The 19,795-nt window shown below is 71.5% G+C and carries 16 protein-coding genes; 8 read left to right on the forward strand and 8 right to left on the reverse strand.

The features are described from left to right. Positions 1–4: 4 nt before the first annotated feature. Both AB0I54_RS22490 and AB0I54_RS22495 read right to left on the reverse strand, forming a co-directional pair. Positions 5–886 carry a YegS/Rv2252/BmrU family lipid kinase gene (locus AB0I54_RS22490; RefSeq protein WP_363297858.1) on the reverse strand — a complete coding sequence of 294 codons (882 nt, stop codon included), beginning with the start codon at positions 884–886 and terminating at the stop codon, positions 5–7. Positions 887–969: 83 nt separating this feature from the next. Continuing rightward, positions 970–2,565, reverse strand: coding sequence for an FAD-binding oxidoreductase (locus tag AB0I54_RS22495; protein WP_363297859.1), 1,596 nt, complete (start codon positions 2,563–2,565; stop codon positions 970–972). 78 nt (positions 2,566–2,643) lie between these two features. Between AB0I54_RS22495 and AB0I54_RS22500 the strand changes: the two genes are divergently transcribed. From AB0I54_RS22500 to AB0I54_RS22520, 5 genes are all read left to right on the forward strand, one after another. Beyond that, complete coding sequence (locus AB0I54_RS22500; protein WP_363297860.1) at positions 2,644–3,243, forward strand: TetR/AcrR family transcriptional regulator; 600 nt, start codon at positions 2,644–2,646, stop codon at positions 3,241–3,243. Then, the gene (locus tag AB0I54_RS22505; RefSeq protein WP_363297861.1) at positions 3,240–4,838 is read left to right on the forward strand and encodes a glycerol-3-phosphate dehydrogenase/oxidase; all 1,599 of its coding nucleotides are present in this window, start codon (positions 3,240–3,242) and stop codon (positions 4,836–4,838) included. The genes AB0I54_RS22500 and AB0I54_RS22505 overlap by 4 nt, the downstream gene beginning before the upstream one ends. 145 nt (positions 4,839–4,983) lie before the next feature. Further along, the gene (gene argG / locus AB0I54_RS22510; protein WP_363297862.1) at positions 4,984–6,426 is read left to right on the forward strand and encodes an argininosuccinate synthase; all 1,443 of its coding nucleotides are present in this window, start codon (positions 4,984–4,986) and stop codon (positions 6,424–6,426) included. Positions 6,427–6,638: 212 nt separating this feature from the next. Continuing rightward, the gene (locus AB0I54_RS22515) at positions 6,639–8,342 is read left to right on the forward strand and encodes a PHP domain-containing protein (RefSeq protein WP_363297864.1); all 1,704 of its coding nucleotides are present in this window, start codon (positions 6,639–6,641) and stop codon (positions 8,340–8,342) included. Further along, positions 8,339–8,956, forward strand: a complete 618-nt coding sequence (locus tag AB0I54_RS22520) for a hypothetical protein (protein ID WP_363297865.1) — start codon at positions 8,339–8,341, stop codon at positions 8,954–8,956. The genes AB0I54_RS22515 and AB0I54_RS22520 overlap by 4 nt, the downstream gene beginning before the upstream one ends. Before the next feature lie 15 nt (positions 8,957–8,971). Here the strand turns inward: AB0I54_RS22520 and AB0I54_RS22525 are convergent, their stop codons facing one another. Beyond that, positions 8,972–9,763, reverse strand: a complete 792-nt coding sequence (locus tag AB0I54_RS22525; RefSeq protein ID WP_363297866.1) for an SDR family NAD(P)-dependent oxidoreductase — start codon at positions 9,761–9,763, stop codon at positions 8,972–8,974. A 178-nt stretch (positions 9,764–9,941) separates the two neighbouring features. Here AB0I54_RS22525 and AB0I54_RS22530 point away from each other — a divergent pair, with 178 nt between their 5' ends. Together AB0I54_RS22530 and AB0I54_RS22535 are read left to right on the forward strand one after the other, a co-directional pair. Continuing rightward, a complete protein-coding gene (locus AB0I54_RS22530) occupies positions 9,942–10,547 on the forward strand; it encodes a TetR family transcriptional regulator (protein WP_363297868.1) in 606 nt (201 codons plus the stop codon). Between the two features lie 95 nt (positions 10,548–10,642). Next, a complete protein-coding gene (locus AB0I54_RS22535) occupies positions 10,643–10,798 on the forward strand; it encodes a DUF6131 family protein (RefSeq protein ID WP_363297869.1) in 156 nt (51 codons plus the stop codon). 22 nt (positions 10,799–10,820) lie between these two features. Here AB0I54_RS22535 and AB0I54_RS22540 read toward each other — a convergent pair whose 3' ends face one another. Together AB0I54_RS22540 and AB0I54_RS22545 are read right to left on the reverse strand one after the other, a co-directional pair. Further along, positions 10,821–13,106: an AbfB domain-containing protein gene (locus AB0I54_RS22540; RefSeq protein WP_363297870.1), complete on the reverse strand. Its 2,286-nt coding sequence runs from the start codon at positions 13,104–13,106 to the stop codon at positions 10,821–10,823. Between the two features lie 215 nt (positions 13,107–13,321). Then, a complete protein-coding gene (locus AB0I54_RS22545; RefSeq protein WP_363297871.1) occupies positions 13,322–14,497 on the reverse strand; it encodes a S1 family peptidase in 1,176 nt (391 codons plus the stop codon). 190 nt (positions 14,498–14,687) lie between these two features. Here AB0I54_RS22545 and AB0I54_RS22550 point away from each other — a divergent pair, with 190 nt between their 5' ends. Then, positions 14,688–15,080, forward strand: coding sequence for a DUF3883 domain-containing protein (locus AB0I54_RS22550; protein WP_363297872.1), 393 nt, complete (start codon positions 14,688–14,690; stop codon positions 15,078–15,080). Positions 15,081–15,124: 44 nt separating this feature from the next. Here AB0I54_RS22550 and AB0I54_RS22555 read toward each other — a convergent pair whose 3' ends face one another. The 3 genes from AB0I54_RS22555 to AB0I54_RS22565 form a co-directional block, all read right to left on the reverse strand. Beyond that, positions 15,125–16,819 (reverse strand): hypothetical protein, encoded by a 1,695-nt coding sequence (locus AB0I54_RS22555; protein ID WP_363297873.1) that lies wholly within the window; start codon positions 16,817–16,819, stop codon positions 15,125–15,127. A gap of 98 nt (positions 16,820–16,917) precedes the next feature. Next, on the reverse strand, positions 16,918–18,150 hold the full coding sequence (locus AB0I54_RS22560; RefSeq protein ID WP_363297875.1) for a glycoside hydrolase family 88 protein: 1,233 nt from the start codon (positions 18,148–18,150) through the stop codon (positions 16,918–16,920). Between the two features lie 147 nt (positions 18,151–18,297). Further along, positions 18,298–19,530, reverse strand: coding sequence for an FAD-dependent oxidoreductase (locus tag AB0I54_RS22565; RefSeq protein WP_363297876.1), 1,233 nt, complete (start codon positions 19,528–19,530; stop codon positions 18,298–18,300). Positions 19,531–19,795 lie beyond the last annotated feature (265 nt).

The following is a 19,795-nucleotide window of genomic DNA, read 5'->3' on the forward strand; positions in this document are numbered from 1 at the left end:
ACAGTCAGTGCAGCACGTGCAGCGCGCCGGGCAGCACCTTCACCGTGACGGGGAGCACCGCCTCCACCTCCCCGTCGGCGCCGTACGGCACCGGGCGGTCGGCCTCGATGCGGATTTCGCGGCCCCTCAGGATGCTGACCTCCGGGCGCGCGACGTGTGCGCCGGACTTGAGCTCGTTCATCAGGGTGAAGAAGAGGTGGCGCGGGGCCTCGCGGATCATCACGATCTCCAGCAGGCCGTCGTCCACGCGGGCTCCGGGCGCGATCATGCGGCCGGAGCCGTAGTAGGCGGAGTTGGCGGCCACGACGGTGTAGCCGCGCAGGGCGTGCTCCTCTCCGTCCACGGTGATCCGGTAGTCCGCCGGGCGCCACGTGGTCACGGCCCGCAGGCCCCCCGCGTAGTACGACGCGGCGCCCTTGAGCAGTCGCGCGTGGTTGGCGTGGCGGTTGGCCAGCGCGTCGACGCCCGCGTACACGCTGCCGAGGACGACCGTCCCGTCATGGACGGCCGAGCGCACCTCGATGGTGTCGACCGGGCGCGGCTCCCGGTCGAGCAGGATCCGGGCCAGGGCGTGGGGGTCGGAGGGCAGCTCCAGCGCCCGCGCGAAGTCGTTGCCCCGTCCGGCCGGGACGATGCCGAACACGGTGTCGGTGCCGCTGAGCGCGCCGCCGATGCCACCGGTGATGCCGTCACCGCCGACGGCGAGCACCACCCGGCCCCGCTCCCCCGCGCCGCGGGCGATGTCCTGGGCGTGGGCCAGGCTGCGGCTGTACTCCGTCTCCAGTTCCGCCCCGGCCTCGCGCAGCACGCGTGCCACCTGGATCAGCGCGGCCGCCGCGCTGGATCCGCCCGCGGTGGGGTTGACGACGGCGGTGAACTGTCGCATGGGTGAGCCTCCGGAGGCGGTGATTGGGGAGCCGGTGTGCTGGGGCTGTACGGACGAGGGGCGGGGTCGGTCGGCGGGTCGGGTCAGTCGGTGGGCAGGAGGACGCCCGGGTTGAGCAGTTGGTCGGGGTCCAGTCTGCGCTTGACGGACCGCAGGGCTTCGATGCCCAGGGTGCCGACCTCCCGGACGTACCAGTCGCGGTGGTCGGTGCCCACGCCGTGGTGGTGGCTGATCGTGCCGCCGGCGGCGAGGATCGCCTCGTTGGCCGCCTCCTTGGCCGGGGCCCAGTGGGCGACGGGGTCGTCGCCCTGTGCGCTGACGACGGTGAAGTACAGCGAGGCGCCGTTCTCGTAGACGTGCGAGATGTGGCACATGACCAGGGGTGGTGTGCCGGCCTCGGTGAGGGCGGTGGTCAGTGCCGTGCGGACCGCGTCGTACAGCTCGGGGATCCGCGACCAGAAGGCGGCCGTCTCCAGCGTCTCGGCGAACGCGCCCGCGTCCAGCAGCGCGTCCCGCAGGTACGGCGCCGAGTACCGGCCGTGGGCCCAGCGCTCTCCCGGCTCCGTTCCCACATAAGTGCCGCCGCACTCGCGCAGGACGGCGGCGGCCGACTCCTTGCGGTGGGCGGTGTCCTCCTCGGTGCCCTCGAACCCGACGATCGCGAGGCAGCCGGCGTTCTGCTGCGGACCGTCCGCGCCGATCGCGTCGGGCTGGGCGAGACCGATCAGTGTCTCGGTCTCGTCGGACAGGCGCAGCACCGTGGGGCGCGGTCCGTCCTGGGCGAGCCGGCGCAGTGCGGCGCCGCCCTCCTCGAAGGAGGCGAAGCGCCAGCCTTCGTAGTGGCGGGCGCGCGGCTGCGGCCGTACGCGCACGGTGACCGAGGTGATCACGCCGAACGCGCCCTCGGAGCCGAGGATCAGCTGGCGCAGGTCGGGGCCCGCGGCGGAGCGCGGAGCGCGGCCGACGTCGAGGGTGCCCTCGGGAGTGGCGAGGGTGAGGCCCAGCACCATCTCGTCGAAGCGGCCGTATCCGGCGGAGGCCTGACCGCTGGAGCGGGCCGCGGCGAATCCGCCGATGGTGGCCCACTCGTAGGACTGCGGGAAGTGGCCGAGCGTGAAGCCGTGTTCGGCCAGCAGGCGTTCGGCCTCGGGGGCGCGCAGGCCCGGTTGCAGGGTCGCCGTGCGCGAGACCGGGTCGACGTCGACCAGTCGGTCCATGCGGCGCAGGTCCAGGGCGACGAACGGTCCTCGCCGCTCGGGGGCAAGGCCGCCGACGACGGACGTGCCGCCGCCGAACGGGACGGCGCCGAGGCCGTATCGGGCGCACACGCGCAGGACGGCCAGCACCTCGTCGTGTGCGGCCGGGAGGAGCACGGCCGCGGGGGTGTCGGTGACGTCTCCGAGGCGGATCCGCAGGAGGTCGGGCGTGGACTTGCCGCGGGTGTGCCGGACCCGGGTCTCGGCGTCCGTGCGGACGTGTGCCTCGCCGCCGACGGCCGCGGACAGTCCTTCGAGTACGGCGGAGTCGAGAGGGGTGCCGGGGACGGCGATCTCCTCCAGCCGCAGCGGGGGTGCGCTACGGGGCTTGACGCCCAGCAGATCGCGCAGCAGCCCGATCACCGTCTCGGGCAGCGGTGCCGCCTTGGCCGGGTCACCCCAGCCACTCCACAGCATGTCCATGGCGGTTTGTCCTCATCGGTCGTTTCCGCGTCGTGCCCGTCTGCCGGGCGCCGCCGCAAGGGCGTTACACTGTTACACATGACGCCTATTCGTCACAACCATGCGGACAGCGATCCGGTGCTCGACGCGGTGCGCGACTGCGTCCTGGCCGTCGGCGTCCGCCGCACCACCCTGACCGACGTGGCCCGCCGCGCGGGCGTCTCGCGCATGACGCTGTACCGGCGCTGGCCGGACGTACGCACACTCGTCGGCGACCTGATGACACGCGAGTGGGTCGACGTGGCCACCCGCGCCATGCCCGAGCCCAGCCCGGAGCGATCGGCACGCGATCTGATCGTCGAGGGACTCGTGGGCGGGGTGCGGGCGTTCCGCGAGCACCCGCTCTTCCGCAAGATCGTCGACGTCGACCCCGAACTGCTCCTGCCCTACGTACTGGACCGCCGCGGCGCGAGCCAGAACGCCCTCCTGGAGCTTCTGACCACCGGCCTTCGCGATGGACACGCCGACGGATCGGTGCGCGCCTGCCACCTCGGCAGACAGGCACGGTCCCTGCTTCTGATCGTCCAGTCCTTCACCCTGTCGCTGCGGACCATGACCGACGAGGACGACCCGGACCTGACCACCGCCGCCTTCCTCACGGAGCTGCGGACCATCCTGGAGAGGACCCTCACCCCATGAGCCCCACCAGCAGCCCCTCCCACCTCGCCGCGCCCCTCCCCGGTTCGTCGCTGTCCGCTGCACGCCGCACCCGCGACCTGGCCCGGACCGTGGGCGGACCGACCGTGGACGTCCTGGTCGTCGGGCTCGGCGCCACCGGCGCCGGAGCCGCCCTCGACGCCGCCGCCCGCGGACTGACGGTCGCCGCCGTGGACGCCCACGACCTGGCCTTCGGCACCTCGCGCTGGAGCTCGAAGCTGATCCACGGAGGCCTGCGCTATCTGGCCTCGGGACAGCTCGACGTGGCCCACGAGAGTGCCGTCGAGCGGGGCGTGCTGATGGAGCGGACCGCACCCCACCTGGTCTGTGCCCAGCCGTTCGTCCTCCCCCTGACCCCGCTGGTCCCACGCGGTCAGGCGGCCCTGGCCTGGGCCGGTTTCCGGGCCGGCGACGGCCTGCGCCTGGCGGCCCGCACCGCCCGCGCCACCCTGCCGGGCCCGCGCCGGCTGTCCGCGGTGGAGACCCGCAACCTGGCCCCCGCGCTGCGCACCGACGGCCTGCGCGGAGGCCTGCTGTCCTGGGACGGCAGGCTCACCGACGACGCCCGCCTGGTGACCGCCCTCGCCCGCACCGCGGCCGCCAAGGGTGCCCGGATCCTCACCCGGGTCAGGGCACTGGAGCTGACCGGAACGGGGGCCCGCATCCGCGACGAACTCACCGGCGAGGAGGGCGAGATCCGCGCCCGCGCCGTGATCAACGCATCGGGTGTGTGGGCGGGCGAACTGGTCGACGGCATCCGGATCCGGCCCTCACGGGGCACCCACCTGGTGCTGCGCGCCGAGCGCCTGGGCCCGCTGCCGGCCGGGATGCACATACCGATCCCCGGCGAGACCAACCGTTTCGTCCTCGTCCTGCCGCAGGGCGACGGCCGGGTGTACGTCGGCCTCACCGACGAACCCGTCGACGGCCCCGTCCCCGATGTGCCGGAGGTCCCGGAGACCGACATCGGCTTCCTGCTCGACGTCCTCGGCTCCGTCCTGGACGTCCCGGTCCACCGTGCCGACGTCGTGGGCGCCTTCGCCGGACTACGGCCCCTGCTGGACACCACGCCGACGGGCTCGGGCGAGGAGTCCCGTACCGCCGACATCTCCCGGCGGCACGCGGTACTGACGTCACCGGACGGCGTCGTCACCGTGGTCGGCGGGAAACTCACCACCTACCGGCGCATGGCCGAGGACGCCGTCGACGCCGCCGCCCGCTCCGGCCGTCTGCACGCCGGGCCCTCCCCCACCGCCTCGCTCCCGCTCGTCGGCGCCGCCGCTCCGGCCCGGCTCGCCACCCCGCCCGCACCGCGGCGGCTGGTCCGGCGCTACGGCACCGAGGCGGCGGCCGTCCAGGCCCTGGCCGTACAGCACCCGCACCTGCGGGACCTCGTGCTGCCCAACCACCCCGTCACCCGCGCGGAGTTGCTCTGGGCCGTACGGCACGAAGGCGCACTCGACGCCGCCGACCTGCTCGATCGACGCACGCGCATCGGCCTGGTCACCGAGGACCGCGCGGCGGCCCTGAAGACCACGGAGGAAATCCTCGGCGAAGCCCTGGCAGGGCAGGGCTGAGACCGGCACAGGGCGGCCGCCGTGCCCGAGCGCGGCAGCCGCCACGTCACCCGGCAGCCCGCACCACCCGGTCGCTCACGGCGCCGCGCCGAGGCGTCGCACAGACCCCTTTGCATGTTCATGCGTTTCCATGCATACTCTTCCCATGTCCAAGGTCCTCACCTCCCTTCCCGTCGGCGAGCGCGTCGGCATCGCCTTCTCGGGCGGCCTCGACACCTCGGTCGCCGTCGCATGGATGCGCGACAAGGGCGCCGTCCCGTGCACCTACACCGCCGACATCGGCCAGTACGACGAGCCGGACATCGCCTCGGTGCCCGGCCGCGCGAAGACCTACGGCGCCGAGATCGCACGCCTGGTCGACTGCCGCGCCGCACTGGTCGAGGAGGGCCTGGCCGCGCTCACCTGCGGGGCGTTCCACATCCGCACGGGCGGGCGCGCCTACTTCAACACCACCCCGCTCGGCCGTGCCGTCACGGGCACGCTCCTGGTCCGGGCGATGCTCGAGGACGACGTACAGATCTGGGGCGACGGGTCGACCTTCAAGGGCAACGACATCGAGCGGTTCTACCGTTACGGCCTGCTCGCCAACCCGCATCTGCGGATCTACAAGCCCTGGCTGGACGCGGCCTTCGTGACCGAACTGGGCGGCCGCAAGGAAATGTCGGAGTGGCTGCTCGCCCATGGGCTGCCCTACCGCGACAGCACGGAGAAGGCGTACTCCACGGACGCCAACATCTGGGGCGCCACGCACGAGGCCAAGACCCTGGAGCACCTGGACAACGGCGTGGAGACCGTGGAGCCGATCATGGGCGTACGGTTCTGGGACCCCGCGGTCGAGATCCTCCCCGAGGACGTGACGATCGGCTTCGAACAGGGCCGCCCGGTGACGATCAACGGCAAGGAGTTCGGCTCCCCTGTCGACCTGGTGATGGAGGCGAACGCCATCGGCGGCCGCCACGGCCTGGGCATGTCGGACCAGATCGAGAACCGGATCATCGAGGCCAAGAGCCGCGGCATCTACGAGGCGCCCGGCATGGCCCTGCTGCACGCCGCGTACGAGCGTCTGGTCAACGCGATCCACAACGAGGACACCCTCGCCCAGTACCACAGCGAGGGGCGGCGCCTCGGCCGGCTGATGTACGAGGGCCGCTGGCTGGACCCGCAGGCGCTCATGATCCGCGAGTCGCTGCAGCGCTGGGTCGGCGCGGCCGTCACCGGTGAGGTGACGCTGCGGCTGCGGCGCGGCGAGGACTACTCGATCCTCGACACCACGGGCCCGGCGTTCAGCTACCACCCGGACAAGCTGTCCATGGAGCGCACCGAGGACTCGGCGTTCGGCCCCGTGGACCGCATCGGCCAGCTCACCATGCGCAACCTCGACATCGCCGACTCGCGCGCCAAGCTGGAGCAGTACGCCGGGCTCGGCCTGATCGGCACCGCCAATCCCGCCATCGGTGCCGCCCAGGCGGCCGCGACCGGACTGATCGGCAGCATGCCGGAGGGCGGCGCCGAGGCCATCGCCTCCCGCGGCGAGGCCGACGACGACGAACTCCTGGACCGTGCCGCGATGGAGTCGGGCACGGACTGACCAGCCGAGCACAGCAGAGGCCGGCTCGACGCCCAGGGCGTGGAGCCGGCCTTTCCCTTGCAGTGGTCCGGCAGTCGAGCAGGGCGACGTCCCCTCGTCGCACATCAACCGTTCCGCGTCACACCATGACCCGGTTCTCCGTCGTTCATGCGGCCTTCGCAGAATCTGCACGTCCCAAGCGTGTACGTCCCTGCCGCCCGCGGGAGTTGAGCATGAGCCACGGCCACAGACACGACGACGGTCACCACCATCACCACCACGGGAGCGGCGACGCCTCCTCCCTTCCGCCCGCCCTCGACATGTCGGTCCCCGACGAGGAACTGACTCCGAGTCAGCTCTCGCGGCGCTCGATGCTGCGCCGCACCGGGCTGCTGGGCGCGGGCCTCGCCGCCGGCAGCGTTCTCGGTGGCGCGGGTCAGGCCGCGGCGGCGGTGTCCGCGTCCGCGGCGCACCACGACGAGCGCTCCGGTGGGTATCTGTGGCTGGCCGGTGACCACCACATCCACACGCAGTACAGCTCCGACGCCAAGTACCGGGTCGTCGACCAGGTGCGACAGGCGAACGCGCACGGGCTGGACTGGATGGTGATCACCGACCACGGCAGCGACACGCACGCCAAGATCGGTGTGGAGAAGGTCAATCCGGACATCGTCGAGGCCCGCGACCGGATCGACGACACGCTGGTCTTCCAGGGCCTGGAGTGGAACATCCCGGCCGCCGAGCACGGCACGGTCTTCGTCCACCCCGGCAAGAACGAGGTGGCGGTGCTGAAGGAGTTCGAGAACTCCTTCGACGGCTCGGTGAAGAAGGCCTCTGCCGGCACCCCGGCCAACGAGGCGCTCGCCATCGCGGGCGTCAACTTCCTCGCCGAGCAGGTGCAGCGCCGCCGGGTGAAGGACGTACTGTTCCTGGCCAACCACCCCGCCCGCAAGGGCATCGACTCCCCGCACGAGATCCGCGCCTGGCGCGACGCCCAGCCGACCATCGCCGTCGGCATGGAGGGCGCCCCCGGCCACCAGGCGGGCGGCTTTCCCGCTCCCAACGGCGCGGGGTCCGCGCGCGGCATCTACGACAACAGCCCGAGCGCCGACTCCTTCGCCGGCTATCCGCTGGAGAGCTACCGCACCTGGGGCGGCTTCGACTGGATGACCGCCACCGTCGGCGGTCTGTGGGACAGCCTGCTGGCCGAGGGCAAGCCGTGGTGGATCACCGCCAACTCGGACTCCCACAATGTGTACGCCGACAGCGCGGTGCGCGGCCCGAACAGCGACTTCGCCGGCAACGGCCGCTACAACGACCCGGTCTACGGCGGCGGCCTCAACCTCGGCGACACGGACTTCTGGCCGGGCCAGTACTCCCGCACCCACGTCGGCGCCGCGTCCTTCTCGTACAAGGCGGTCATGGACGGCATCCGTGCCGGCCGTGTCTGGGTCGACCACGGCGGCCTCATCAGCGGCCTGGACGCCCAGCTGCGCTCCGGCGCCCGTGGGGTCACCCTCGGCGGCGCGCTGACCGTGCGCCGGGGCAGCCGGGTCGACCTGGTCGTCGAGATCAGCCTCGCCAACGGTCCGAACTGGGCCCAGTTCGTGCCGGCCCTGGCCCGTGTCGACGTCATCCAGGGTGACGTCACGGGTCCGGTCTCCGACCGGGACGCCCTGGCGACGCCGGACACCAAGGTCGTGAAGTCGTTCGAGGTCAACGAGTCCAGCGGCCGGGTCCGGCTGACCTACTCCCTGGGTCAGGTCGACAAGCCGTGCTACGTCCGGCTGCGCGGCACCGACGGCAACCGTACGGCCGTCGGCCTGCGCGGTGCCTCCGTGGACCCGGCGGGACCGGCCATGGACGTGGTCGGGGACGCCGACCCATGGAAGGACCTGTGGTTCTACTCCAACCCCATGTGGGTCCTGCCCGCATGAGCGCACCACACGGCGCGCCCGGCGTCCACTCCGTCATCGGGGTGGACGCCGGGACGGCGAGCCTGCGCGAGGCCGACCACCTGATCCACGACCTGGCGGCACGGCTCGGCCTCCCGCGGGGCACCATCGCCTGCACGCACCTGATCCGCACCGACGAGCGTCGGGGTACGGCCGTCTCCTTCGCGCTCCCGGACGCCCGGACCGCCGCCATCACGTGGTCACATGTCGTCGCGCTGGACCACCCCGGCCTGGGCGCGGCCCTGGCCGGCCGCTCGTACGGCGCCGAACCCGCCGCCCACGCGGCCGTGCTGGCAGCAGAGGAACACGCCCACCGCCGAGGCGGGCGAGCGGTGCTCTTCCCGGGAGTCGATCATCTCACCGGCACGGTCACCGTGGCCGACCTGCTCGCCCTGACCGCCATCGACCGGCTTGTCGTGGTCGGCGCTCCGACGGCGGACGGACCCGAGCCCACCACACCCGTCCTCACCCGCGACCACGTACGCCCCGAGTGGCGCGACGGCCACCTGACCCTCGCCCTCGTCCCGGCGGCAGGCGGCACACTGGCCCCCTTCGAGGTACCCAACCCCACCCCGTGCTGCGCCGACCACGCGTGAGGGCAGGCGTGCGGCTCAGCGGCTGGCCCGTTGCGCCTCCACGATCACCTTCATCGTCCGGTCCGGTGCCGCCAGCCGCTGTATCCGCTCCGCGAACCCCGGGAACTGCGAAGCGATCTTGGTGAGGAACTTCAGCTCCAGCGGCGCGACGTTGATCTCGGCGACATCACGCTCGATCGCGCGCAGCACGCCCCTGACGACCCGCTCCGGCGCAACGGTGCGTACACCGCCCGGCGTCGCGGAGCCCGTGTTCGCGAACATGCCCAGTTCGCGTACGAAGCCGGGCTGGACGATCGAGACACCCACGCCCGTGCCGTGCAGATCCTGGCGGAAGGACAGGGAGAAGCCGCGCAGCCCGAACTTCGTCGCCGTGTACATCGACGACGACTTGGTGGCCGCCATTCCCGACAGCGATCCGACGAAGCAGATGTGCCCGCGCCCCGCCGCCACCATGTCCTCGGCGAGCAGGCGCGCGAGCATCGCGGGCGCGCGCAGGTTGACGGCGATCGACCGGTCGATCTGCTCGGGCGTGTAGTCCAGTACGTCGCCGCTGGAGGGCAGGGCCGCGTTGGCGATGAGGATCCGCGTGCCCGCGGCCTCCGCGGCGAGGCGCTGCACATCGTCCGGATCGGCGAGGTCGGCAAGGATCGTCCGGGCACCGAAGCGCTCGGCCAGCGGGTCCAGCGCCTCGCGGCGGCGGCCGGTGAGAACGAGATCCGCGCCCCGGGCCGACAGCTCGGCGGCCAGCGCCCCTCCGATGCCGCCCGTCACTCCGGTCAGCAAAACGGTTGTCCCAGCGATGTGCACGACTACCCTCCGGTCCTGTTCGTTCGAACGAACAATAGGGAGGACCGGGGTTCCTGTCCACCGGCGGCCCCCGCCAACGCCCTGCGGCAGTCGCGGAGCTGAGGTGCCGTCAGCCCGCCCGCACCACTGTGACCTCGTACGTCATCCGGCGCACACCACGGGTGGAACAATGGGCGGCATGCCCAAGGCCGCCCTCACCACCCCGACACGTCAGCGCATCATCACCGCCGTCCTGCAGATCATCGGCGACGGTGGGGTGGCGGCGGTCACCAACAGAAGGATCGCCAAGGAGGCCGGCGTCTCGCTCGGCTCCGTCACGTACCACTTCGAGACGCAGCACGATCTGCTGCGCGAGAGCCTGCTGTACTTCGTGCGCGAGGAGGCCCGGCACTTCACCGAGCTGGCCGACCAGTGCCAGACCGAGAACCTCGACATAGAGGACGCGGCGTCCCTGGCCGGCCAGGTGGCCTGCGGTACGGCCCTGGACACCGCGCACCTCGCACCCTTCGAGCTGTACATCCACGCCGGGCGCGACGAACGGCTGCGCGAGGCGGCGTCGGAGGCGTTCCGGGCCTACGACCGGCTCGCCGCCCAGATCCTCACCGCCCTGGGCGTCCCGGACGCGGAACGCCTAGCGGCCACCACCGTCGCCGTGGTGATGGGCCTGCAGCTGCGGCGCCTGGCCACCGGCAGCCCGGCGGACGACCTCGTCGACGCCCTTCTGCTGGTGGCACGGGGAGCCGCCGACGAGTCCGCCGGCCAAGGGCTCGTCGCACAGGGCTGAGCGTGGTGGGAAATTCTGGTGCCGAGCAGATAGTCGAACGTTACCGGGGGTACCCGAAGTCGGAGACACCTCAGTAGTCAGCAGAGGAGGCGGTCATGCTCATCCTCGGTCTCGTCCTGCTCGTTGTCGGCTTCGTCACCGGAATCTCGATTCTGTGGACCATCGGAGTCATTCTCGTGGTGCTCGGTGCCATTTTCTGGATCCTGGGCTCCATGGGGCACGCGGTGGCCGGCCGACGTCATTACTGGTAGTCACGGAAGGCAAATCCCGTGTTCAGGGTGCCCAGGGGTCCTCGACGGCCCAGGTGGTGTCCTCGGTGAAGCTGCCCGGGTCGTCCCAGGCTTGCGAGCCGCCCCGCTGTGCCAGCCACAGCTCGGCGTTCGTGTGCCGCAGATACTGGCCCGGGTAGTTGGACGCCGAGAACCGGATGCCTCCGCTGCCCTGGACGGGGCACCATGTCGCGTCGGCCTTGTAGAGCGCGGAGTCGTCGCCCGCCTCGCGCCGGACGCTGAAGTCGCGGTGGCGGAGGTATTCACCCGGGTAATTGCGGGACTCGAAGGAGTAGCAGAGCTTGTTCGCGAGGCCCGGCCTCACCTTCCAGGTGGCGTCCTGCTTCAGCAGGGCGCCGCTTTCCGCCGTCACCACCTCGGTGTAGCCGAGCCCGTCGTAGTGACGGATGTAGCGGTCGGTGTAGCCGGGTGTGGTGACTCGGATCGACACATACTGCTCCAGCGGCAGCTTCACCGTCGGCCCGAGCGTACGGGACGCGGCGATCAGCGCCTGGTTGGCCGCCCGGACGCGGGCCTCGTCGACCTTGACGACCTGGCGGTCGTAGGTCATCAGCCCGTTCGCCTCGTTCTCCACATCGGTGATCTGCGTGTAGACGGAGGCCGACAGACCACCCGCGGGCATGGAGTTCTCCCGAATGCCGTCCAGCAGGCCGACGAGCCGGTCGTCGAGCGCGGCCGGGCTGGGCTGGTCCTCATAGCTGAAGCCGCCGCCCGGGTACCACTCGTGGCCGGGGACCCGGTAGCCGAGGCCGCCGTACTCGCCCAGCACCGAGGCACGTACCGGCTCCGTCGGGGTGTTGCCGGGTCCGACGTAGTTGTGGTTGTCGATCACGTCGCCGTTGCCGCCGTCCTGGGCACCGCAGCAGTTGACCCCGCTCATGTTGTCGACGAGGCGCGAGGGGTCGTACGCCTTGACCATGTCCGCGATGCGTGCCTGGTCGTACTGGCCCCAGCCCTCGTTCTGGTCGACCCACTGGATCAGCGCGGGCGAGCTGCGGTGCTGGTCGATGACGGCCCGGTACTCGCTCTCCCACTGGGTGCGGGCCGCGCCGTCCGGAGTCCTGGCGCTGTCCATGGACGGCATGTCCTGCCACACCAGCAGCCCGAGCCGGTCCGCCCAGTAGAACCAGCGCTGCGGCTCCACCTTGATGTGTTTGCGCACCATGTTGAAGCCGAGGTCCTTGTGCTTCTGGAGGTCGAACCTGAGGGCGTCGTCGGTGGGCGCGGTGTAGATGCCGTCCGGCCAGTAGCCCTGGTCCAGGGTGCCCGTCTGGAAGACGAACCGGCCGTTGAGCACGGGCCGGCGCACCCCGTTCACGTCCTTCACCGCGATCGAGCGCATGCCGGCGTAACCGCCGACCCGGTCGGCGCCGGCGCTCCCGGTCAGCTGCGCGGTGATGTCGTAGAGGAAGGGGTCGTCGGGCGTCCAGAGGTGGGTGTTCGGGACGGGTACGGAGAATTCGGTGCCGACCGTGCCCGTGGCGCTGCCGACGGGGGTGCCCCCGCTGGAGACCGTGACCTTGACGGGCGCGCCCTGGGCCGCGGCGCCGCGCACCGTCACGTGCAGTGTGCCGTCCTCCAGGTGCGGGACCATGTCGAGCCGCGTGATGTGCGCCGCGGCGGTCGGTTCCAGCCAGACCGTCTGCCAGATGCCCGACGAGGCGGTGTAGACGATGCTGTGGCCGGGGTGCGGGGTGACGTCCTGGACACGCTGCTTGCCGATGGCCTGGCCGCGGGTCTCCGTCGGGTCGTACACGGACACGACGACGGTGTTGGTGCCCTCGTTCAGCAGGGGCGTGATGTCGTACGAGAAGGAGTCGTAGCCGCCGCGGTGTGCGGCGCCCGCCTGCCGGCCGTTGATCCGGACGGTCGTCTCCCAGTCGGAGGCACCAAAGTTGAGCTGGACGCGACGCCCGCGCCAGTCGGAGGGCACGGTGAAGGTGCGCTTGTACCAGAGCTTGTCGTTCCCGGTGATCTTGCGCTGGATGCCGGAGAGCGCGGACTCCGGCACGAAGGGCACACGGATCCGCTCGCCGAACGTCGCGGGCTGAGCGGCGTCGCGGGAGGTGACCGCGAAGTCCCAGATGCCGTTCAGATCGGCCCAGTCGGGGCGGGTGAGCTGCGGGCGCGGATAGTCCGGCAGGGGATGGTCCACGGAGACCCGGTCCGTCCACGGGGTGGACATCGGCGCGGGTTTGGGGGTCCAGGCGGCCTCGGCGGCCCGGGAGGGGTGAGCGCCGGAGGCCAGCAGGGCGGTGACGGTCAGCATCAACACCGCGGCGGTGGCCGGCAGTCGGCTCCAGGCCCGGCGCGGCCCGGGGGCCGAGGACGATCGGGGGGACAGGAGTGATCGGGGGGACAGGAGTGATCGGGGGGACCGGAGTCTCGCCATGATGTCTGCTCCCTGGTGTGTACGGCACGGCGGCCGGTGGGGTTCCGCCGGACCTCGCGCGGAACCCCGGGGACGCGACCGCGGGCGGGCGGTCAGTAGGTGTGCAGGGTCAGCCCGTAGCGGTTGAGGATCTCGTTGACCGGCTGGAACCAGGTCTCACCGCCGCCGGTGCAGTTGCCCCAGCCGCCGGAGGTGACGCCCTGCGCCTGGTCCCCGCCGATGAACGACCCCCCGGAGTCGCCGGGTTCGGCGCAGACGCTCGTCTTCGTCAGCTGATTCACCGTGCCCTGGCTGTAGTTGACGGTCTCGTTCCTGGCCAGCACCGTCCCGCAGTGCCAGTGCGACGTCGATCCCGAACGGCAGATCGAGGAGCCGACGGGAGCTTCGGCCGAGCCGCGCACGAGCTGGTCGGGCACGGTGCCCCAGCCCAGCACGACCGGCACCGTCCACCACCCGCTGCCCACGCTGACCCAGGCGTAGTCGTCGCCCGGGAACGAGGAGCCCTGGAAGGTACCGATGTACGAGCCGTCCCAGCCGCTCACCCCGGCGCCCGGCCGGCCGCAGTGACCGGCGGTGACGAAGCCGCCGTACACCGAGAACCCGATGGAGCAGCGGACGTTGCCCGTGTAGTAGGGGTCGCCGCCGACCGTGCCCGCGGCGAAGGTCCGCGGCGCCGCGGAGACGGTCTCGACGGTCACGGGGCCCGACTCGCGAGCCCGGGACACAAAGCGTCGGACATCGTTGTCAGCGCGGCGGTCGCGGACGACGTCGACCACGACGGTGTTGGCCATCGGATCGACGCGCCAGCTGCTCACCCCGGAAGGGGCGGACAGCCGGTCGATGCGCGCCTTCGCCGCGTCCAGCTGCCGCAGGCTGTGCGCGACCGTGCGGATGCCGGCCCCGGCGGTCCGGATCGTGCGGCGGGTGGCGGCCGACGCGTCCGGTGTGAGCGCCACCGTCAGACGACCGTGGGAGTCGTCGAACCAGGAGCCCGCATAGGCGGCCCCGGCCGCGCGGCGTGCCTTGGGAGCGAGCGCCGCGGCGGAGCGCTCGGCCGCGAGCCGCGCCTCGACCTGGTCGCGGGACAGGCCGAAAGCACGCTGCATGGCGGACAGCACGCCGTCGGAAGCGGGTGCGACGGACGCTGCGGACGCTGCGGGCGCGGCCTCGGAGCCGCTCGCCGAGGCGGGGAACGTACCTGCCGCGCCCAGGCCGCCGAGCAGCAGCAGGACAGCCAGGCCGACGTGCGCGATTCTCGTGCGTCTCATGGGAGTTGCCCTTCGTCGTTCCAGGAGTGGGGGATGGAACAGCCGATTCCCGAGAGCGCTCTCATTCGTGGCGCAGCAGAGCCTAGCCACCCCCGACCGCCAGGTCCATGCCAATGCGGCGGCGAATCGGAATCGCTTCCCGGGCCGAGGAACTTCACGGCACCATGGGTGGGCGCAACGAGGGGGTGCCGTGGGCAACAGGGAGACGGAACAGGCTGCCATCACGCATGTGATGGCCTTGGAGCGGGCCGCCGGGCGTGATCCCAAGGACGTGCGTACCTCGGGCCTCCCGTACGACGTCGAGAGTCCGCCGCGGATGATCGAGGTGAAGGCCTTCAGCCGCTCGGCGCGCAGCGAGGCGCTGCCGCTGGAGCAGCGGCAGGTGACAGCCGCGAAGGCCGACCCCGAGCACTACTACCTCTACGTGGTCGACAACCTCGCGGGCCGCGACGGCGCGGAGGTCGCGGTGCGCGTCCTGCACGGACCGGCGCTGCTGGCGATGATCGAGCGGTCCAAGCCGCAGATCACGTACTGGCCGACGTTCAAGGCGGCCGAGTACGACGAGGCCGAGCGGCTGCACTGAGGTCCGCGGTGCGGCGCCGGGGCCTGTCGCCGCGGGAACTCACCTCATGTCTGTGGTGTGCAGCAGCCGTCGCCCGGGGCGTCGTGCGACCCCACGTCCAGGCGGCAGAAGCAGGACGCCGTGATCGGCACGTCCGCCGTCGCTGCCGCGAACTTCAGCTGCTGGGCCACGATCTGTGCCTCACCGGTCCGGCCGAGCCGTTGGAGACACTCGTGGTACCCGTGCAACGACCAGACGTTGTCGGGGTGTTGCTGCGGCCGGGGAAGCGTGTCGTCCAGACCCAGGTCCGCGCGGTAGACCGCCTCGGCCTCCGCGATCAGGCCCCGCTCCAGCAGCAGCGCGCCGTAGGCGTGCCGGGTCGGCTGCATCCACCCCCACGGTTCGTCGTAGGGGAGGTTGTCGTCCAGCTCGATCGAGCGGCGCAGCGCGGCGAAGGCGGCGTCGTAGTCGCCCTTGCGGTAGTCCAGTTCGCCGTCGAGCATCTCCGAGGCGATGGCCAGGATGTCCGCGCACGTGTTGTTGAACAGCATGCGTGTCTGCGGGACCCGGGTCACCGCCTCCCGGAAGAGCGCACGCTCCTCCTCGGCTTCGGCGATCCTGCCGGTGGCGGAGAGCGCGATGCCGCGCGCGTAGTGCAGCATCGCGGTGCTGACGCAGTACAACCGCGGGTCGGCGGGCACGGGCAGGCGCAGCACGTCGTCCCACCGCCCGAAGCGGATCAGGACGTGCACCCGCATCGCGAGGAAGCCCTCCAGCCAGTCGGCCATGGGCGGGCTCTCCACACGCAGCAGTTCCTCCGGCACGGCGGCTTCGAGCCGCTCCGCCGTGTCGAGCGCGTCCTGGAGGCGGCCGAGGAACATCGCGCCGTAGATCCGGAAGTGGTAGTTGTGGCAGCGATACAGGGTGTAGAAGTTCAAGGCACCTTCGCGCGCGTGGTACTTCTCGTCGGCGGCGATCGCCGCGGCGTTGTCGGAAACCACCCTCCGGTAGTCGCCGCACAGCACTTCCAGATGGGACGGCATGTGCTGCAGGTGTCCGGCGTCGGGCACCAGGCCCCGCAGCCGGTCGGCGGCCGTCAGGGCCGCCTCGGGCGTCGGGGACATCTCCATCAGGTGGATGTACATGTGCAGCAGGCCGGGATGCGACGTGCCTGCCTCCGTCGCCATCGCCCGCTGGAGCACGTCCCTGGCCTCCGGCGTGCGTGCCCCGGTGGCCGGGAGGCCGGTGCGGACGTCCCACAGTTGCCAGGGGGTGAGGTTCATCAAGGCGTCGGCGTACAGGGTCGCCACGTCGCGGTCGTCGGGCGCAAGTTGGTAGACGGCCCGCATGCTGTCGGCGTAGGCCGCGCTCCACACCGACAGACCCTCAAGCTCCTCGGCGTCCGCCCATGGGTAGCGGGCGCGCAGCGCCTCGATCAGGGCGCGCTCCACCGGGGTGGCGGACGCCGCCGTGGCGTGCGCGCGCTCGACGGCGGCGTGGGTGCGCTCGACGGTCCGCGCCAGGTCGTACTCGTCGAAGAACTCCCAGGGTTTGTTGTAGTTGGGGCCCAGGGCGTAGGCCATGCCCCAGTGGGCCATGGCGCAGTCGGGATCGGCCTCGGCGGCGCGCTCGAAGCAGCGGACGGCCTCCTCGTGGTTGAAGGCGTACGTCCACACCAGCCCGCGGTCGAACCAGGTCTGGGCCTCGGGCGACGATGTCGTCACGCGTCGGCGGTGGCTGCCCAGCTCGTAGTAGTTCACAGTGTTCCGACCCTATCCGGGCCGACGGAGAACTCCCTGTTCATCCGGAATGTTGCGATGTACGCGCGGCGGTCTCAGCGGCCTGGCCTAAGGTCGGCTCACGCACGTACCGTCGACAGGTCGATGGCCCGGTCGACGTCCTGCGGCTTCAGGACGCGGAGGATGCCCTCCAGCAGGTAGTAGTCGGCGTAGGGGAGCGATATCTCGATCCCGTCCTCGGCCGGCCGGTTGCGCGTGCAGCGGGCCACGACCGCTTCGGCACGGGACGACTTCCTGGTCAGGCAGGTCTGCGAGAGCGCGACGAGCAGGCCCAGTGCCGCCTCGCGGTAGTGGTGTCTGCCGGTCGCGGCGGACAGGTCGAGCAGCCCGCAGGCCATGATCGCGCCGGCCGACGCGTCCTTGATGTCATGGGGTTGCTGGGGCGCCCGGTAGTCCCAGACCGGAATCCCGTCACTGCTCAATACGCCCAGTGCGAAGTCCGCCAGTCGGCCGGCGGTGGCCAGGAACTGCCGGTCACCGGTCCGGCGGTAGATCGTCGTGAACCCGTAGATCCCCCACGCCTGTCCGCGTGACCAGCAGGACGAGGAGCTGTAGCCCTGCACGGTGGCGGGACCGACGGGCGCGCCGGTGTCCGGGTCGAGGTCGAAGGCGTGCGGGGTCGACCCGTCCGCGCGGGGGAACACCCGCTGAGCGGTGTTGGCGTGGTCCACCGCGGCCCGAAGGTACTTCTCGTCGCCGGTCTGCCGGCTCGCGAAGGCCAGCAGGTCGAGGTTCATCATCGTGTCGATGATGATCCGGCCGGCGTTGTGCGGATCGTTCAGCGCGCCCCACGCCCGGATGAAGTGCCCGCGCGGGTTGTAGCGCTGCAACAGGGAGTCGGCCGCCTGTACGGCGCCCGTCCGCCACTTGTCGTCACCCGTGAGACGCCACGCCGTGACCCAGGAAGGAGAGAAGAGGAAGCCGAGGTCGTGGGTGCTGGTGTCGTACCGACGGGGAGCGAGCCGCCCCGCCGAATCGAGGGCCAGCGCGCGGAACGCGTCGTCCCCGGTGTGGAGGTACGCCATCCAGAGCGTCCCCGGCCAGAAACCGCCGACCCAGTCCCCGTTCTGGGAGTACACCCATTTCTCGAACTTCGTCCCGACGGGGAAGGCACTCACTCCGGGCCCGACCGCCGCGAGTTTCCCGACGGCGTAGTCGGCCGCGTCCCGCAGGACGCGCACGGCGGTCACCGATGCCGGACGATCGGCTGCCTGCGCGGTCTGCTCGGTAGCGGCACACACGGTCGCGACTCCGGCGGCCGAGGCCAGCACAGTACGCCGGGAAACACTCATGGGCGCCTTCCCTCAACGAGGTTACGGTGCAAGGACGTTGGCTTGAGCCTTGCACAGCGGCTCCAAGGGTGTACACCCACATGAGCAATGTTCATGTATGAGAACGCCACTCGCGCCACGCCTCGCCTCGCGGGCGACGTTCCGCGGCTATCGGACGGCCACGGCCGGTGGGCGCTCACGCAGCGCGCCGTACCCGATGAAGTACGCGGGCAGTCGGCGTACGAACCGTGACCCGGTGAGCAGACCGGCCATGCGCTGGGCGCGTTCCACGCTGCCGAGGGGCGGCTGCCCCTGCAGCACGGGAGCGATGACACGGGCGTGGGCGATCCGTTGGAGCCCCTGTGTGACGACCGTGGTGAGCAGACGGCGGCGCTGCAGACCGCGTACGTCGTGCAGGCCCACGCCCCCGCGGCGCAGCGGCTCGACGAGGTACCGGGCGGCAGCCACCGCGTCCTCCACGGCGAGGTTGATCCCGATGCCGAAGACCGGGGACATCGCGTGCGCGGCGTCACCGATGCACAGCAGCCCCGGGCGATGCCAGCGGCGCAGCCGGTCCAGACGTACGTCGAGGAGCTTGACCTCGTCCCATGAGCGCAGGTGGTCCGTACGGTCCGCGACCCAGGGGACCGCGGCGGCGAAGTCGGCCCGGAATCGGTCGAGACCGGCGGCCCGGCGCTCCGTGTCGGTGCCCTTGGGAATGAGCGCGGCGCACTGCCAGTAGTCCCCGCGGTCGATCATCGCGGTCAGGAAGCGGTCGCCGGCGCCGCCGACGAGCCCGCTCGGATCCCCCTCGTGCCGTGGCAGCCGGAACCACCAGGCGTCCATCGGGCAGCCGAACCGGCGCAGCCCCAGTTCCGGCCGGGAGCGGGCCAGCGATCCACGGCCGTCGCAGGCGACCGTGAGCACGGCACGCAGCTCACCGGTGGCGCCGTCGGGGGTGCGGTAGCGCACTCCGGTCACCCGTCCGCCCTCGACCAGGAAGGAGGTCGCCTCGGTGTTCATCCGCAGGTCGAAGGACGGCTCGCGCCGGGCCTCGTCCGCGAGGAGTTCCAGCAGGTCCCACTGGGGCACCATCGCGACGTAGTTGTACGGGCCGCGCAGCACCGCGAGGTCCGCGACGGTGACCGCCGACCGGCCGGCCCCGATGGGCAGTTGGACGGTGCGCACCCTGCGCTGCGGCAGTTGCGCGAAGCGCTCGGCCAGCCCCAGGTCGTCGAGCAGCGCCAGCGTCGAGGGGTGCACGGTGTCGCCGCGGAAGTCACGCAGGAAGTCGCCGTGCTTCTCCAGCACCGTCACCGCGACGCCGGCCCGCGCCAGCAGCAGCGCGAGCACCATGCCGGCGGGGCCACCTCCCACCACACAACACGTGGTCCGCTCCATCACGGCCCTGCCTTTCCGGAGAGCAGTAATTCATCGCGCGATGAATATCATACTCCTGCCCGTCCGGATCGCCTTGTCGACGCTCCCTGATCCACGTACCGCCGACACATACCGCCGACACGTACCGCCGCGCGGAATCGAGCGACAGCCGAGTCGGTCTCCATCCGCTCCGTTGATCGTAAGAAGGTGAACTCAGGGCCGCGCAGACGGGCTCGGGGAGTGTGTGTCCCACGTCACGCGCCGACGACGGCTCTCCGGGCGGGAT

This window comes from Streptomyces sp. NPDC050625, assembly GCF_040654755.1.
Classification (GTDB): domain Bacteria; phylum Actinomycetota; class Actinomycetes; order Streptomycetales; family Streptomycetaceae; genus Streptomyces.

Excerpts from the sequence above, each read along its gene's own strand:
- AB0I54_RS22545 (WP_363297871.1), bottom strand. The coding sequence starts at position 14,497 with ATGAGACGCACGAGAATCGCGCACGTCGGCCTGGCTGTCCTGCTGCTG.
- AB0I54_RS22495 (WP_363297859.1), bottom strand. The coding sequence starts at position 2,565 with ATGGACATGCTGTGGAGTGGCTGGGGTGACCCGGCCAAGGCGGCACCG.
- AB0I54_RS22500 (WP_363297860.1), top strand. The coding sequence starts at position 2,644 with ATGACGCCTATTCGTCACAACCATGCGGACAGCGATCCGGTGCTCGAC.
- AB0I54_RS22565 (WP_363297876.1), bottom strand. The coding sequence starts at position 19,530 with ATGGAGCGGACCACGTGTTGTGTGGTGGGAGGTGGCCCCGCCGGCATG.
- AB0I54_RS22530 (WP_363297868.1), top strand. The coding sequence starts at position 9,942 with ATGCCCAAGGCCGCCCTCACCACCCCGACACGTCAGCGCATCATCACC.
- AB0I54_RS22560 (WP_363297875.1), bottom strand. The coding sequence starts at position 18,150 with ATGAGTGTTTCCCGGCGTACTGTGCTGGCCTCGGCCGCCGGAGTCGCG.
- AB0I54_RS22520 (WP_363297865.1), top strand. The coding sequence starts at position 8,339 with ATGAGCGCACCACACGGCGCGCCCGGCGTCCACTCCGTCATCGGGGTG.
- argG (WP_363297862.1), top strand. The coding sequence starts at position 4,984 with ATGTCCAAGGTCCTCACCTCCCTTCCCGTCGGCGAGCGCGTCGGCATC.
- AB0I54_RS22535 (WP_363297869.1), top strand. The coding sequence starts at position 10,643 with ATGCTCATCCTCGGTCTCGTCCTGCTCGTTGTCGGCTTCGTCACCGGA.
- AB0I54_RS22515 (WP_363297864.1), top strand. The coding sequence starts at position 6,639 with ATGAGCCACGGCCACAGACACGACGACGGTCACCACCATCACCACCAC.
- AB0I54_RS22540 (WP_363297870.1), bottom strand. The coding sequence starts at position 13,106 with ATGCTGACCGTCACCGCCCTGCTGGCCTCCGGCGCTCACCCCTCCCGG.
- AB0I54_RS22490 (WP_363297858.1), bottom strand. The coding sequence starts at position 886 with ATGCGACAGTTCACCGCCGTCGTCAACCCCACCGCGGGCGGATCCAGC.
- AB0I54_RS22505 (WP_363297861.1), top strand. The coding sequence starts at position 3,240 with ATGAGCCCCACCAGCAGCCCCTCCCACCTCGCCGCGCCCCTCCCCGGT.